Below are 1,858 nucleotides of genomic sequence, written 5' to 3'. Positions count from 1 at the left end.
GGCCGGCGGCCACCAGCCCGGCCGCGAGCGCGGCGACCGCGAGGGGACCCGCGGCGCGAAAGCGGCCGCGGCGGGGCGCCGGGGCGGCGGCCGCGCCGGGAGCGTCCGGGACCGTCAGCGCCCGCATCGCCTCACTCCGGATCGACCTCCGGCGCCCGTCCGCCGAGTTCCTCGACCAGCACCCGGGTGTTCTCCGAGTAGTCGATCGGCACCGCCACGAGGTGCACGCCTCCTTGCGCGAAGGCGGCCTCCAGGACCGGCCGCAGCTCCGCCACGGCGGCGACCCGGTGGCCCGTGGCCCCGTAGGAATTGGCGTAGGCGACGAAGTCCGGGTTGCCGAAGGTCATGCCGTAATCGGGGAAGCGGTCCACGGCCTGCTTCCAGCGGATCATGCCGTAGGCCTGGTCGTCGAGCACCACCACCACGAGGTCGAGCTTGAGGCGCACCGCGGTCTCGAGCTCCTGGCTGTTCATCATGAAGCCGCCGTCGCCGCAGATCGCCAGCACCCGCCGCTCGGGATGCACGAGCTTGGCCATCATCGCCGAGGGCAGCCCCGCCCCCATCGTGGCGAGGGCGTTGTCGAGGAGCAGCGTGTTGGCCACGTGGGTGCGGTAGTTGCGGGCAAACCAGATCTTGTACATGCCGTTGTCGAGGCACACGATCCCGTCCTCCGGCATCACCAGGCGGACGTCGTGCACGAGGCGCTGGGGCGTGACCGGGAAGCGGTCCTCCTCGGCGCGGTCGTTGATGCGCTCGAGGATCGTCCGGCGCAGGTCCAGCATGCCCTGGTCGGGATCGAGCCGGCCGCCGAGCCGGTCGGCCAGCGCCGTCACGGTGGCGCCGATGTCGCCGATCACCTCGGCGTCGGGATGGAACACCTGCTCGACGCTCGCCGAGACGTAGCCGACGTGGATCACCTTCGGGCCGCCGGCGACCTGCCCCATCAGGAAGGGCGGCTTCTCGACGGTGTCGTGGCCGATCGACACGATCAGGTCCGAGCGGTCGATCGCCTCGTGGACGTAGTCGCGCTCCGACAGGGCGGCGGTGCCGACGTAGAGGTTCGAGCCGCCCGTGACCGCGCCCTTGCCCATCTGGGTGTTGAAGAACGGGATGCGGGTGCGGCGCACGAAGTCGGAGAGCGGCTCGACGAGGCGCGGCCGGTTGCCGGCGGCCCCGATCATGATCAGCGGCCGCCGGGCCTTCAGGATCAGGGCGGCGGCGCGCTCGATGGCGGCCGGCGAGGCGACCGGCTGGTCGATCGGGTGCGGTGGCACCAGGGCGACGTCGGCCTCCTCGGCGGCGATGTCCTCGGGCAGTTCCAGGTGGACCGGGCCCGGCCGCTCCTCGGTGGCGACCCGGAAGGCGTCGCGCACGATGGTCGGGATCGAGGCGGCCGAGACGATCTGGCGGGTGAGCTTGGTCAGCGGGCGCATCGCCCCGATGACGTCGACGATCTGGAAGCGGGCCTGCCGGGCGGTCATGATCGGCTTCTGGCCGGTGATCATCAGCATCGGCATGGCGCCGAGATGGGCGTAGGCCGCGCCGGTGGTGAAGTTGAGGGCGCCGGGTCCGAGCGTCGAGATGCAGACGCCGGGCCGGCCCGTCAGGCGCCCGTGGGTGGCGGCCATGAAGGCCGCCGCCTGCTCGTGGCGGGTCAGCACCAGGGCGATCCGGGAGGTCCGCAGGCTCTCGACGACGTCGAGGTTCTCCTCGCCCGGGATGCCGAAGATCCGGTCGACGCCCTCGTTCTCGAGCGCCGCCACGAGGAGATCCGAACCCTTGGTCATGGCCGCTTCCTTCCGCGCCGCGATGGCGTCGATGTAGGGCAGGTCCTCTCCAACGCGCCAGAGCGGCGCTC

Annotated in this window: 1 protein-coding gene; it reads right to left on the bottom strand. The window is 72.0% G+C overall.

Annotated features, from left to right (window positions below):
* Window positions 1-131: 131 nt before the first annotated feature.
* Window positions 132-1,787: an acetolactate synthase large subunit gene (locus tag DT057_RS34720; protein WP_128566531.1), complete on the bottom strand. Its 1,656-nt coding sequence runs from the start codon at window positions 1,785-1,787 to the stop codon at window positions 132-134.
* Window positions 1,788-1,858: the final 71 nt, after the last annotated feature.

The organism is Methylobacterium crusticola (genome assembly GCF_003574465.1).
Lineage (GTDB): Bacteria > Pseudomonadota > Alphaproteobacteria > Rhizobiales > Beijerinckiaceae > Methylobacterium > Methylobacterium crusticola.
Note: the sequence above shows the minus strand (reverse complement) of the source record. Positions and strands in the feature narration are given on the sequence as shown.

Excerpts from the sequence above, each read along its gene's own strand:
- DT057_RS34720 (WP_128566531.1), bottom strand. The coding sequence starts at position 1,787 with ATGACCAAGGGTTCGGATCTCCTCGTGGCGGCGCTCGAGAACGAGGGC.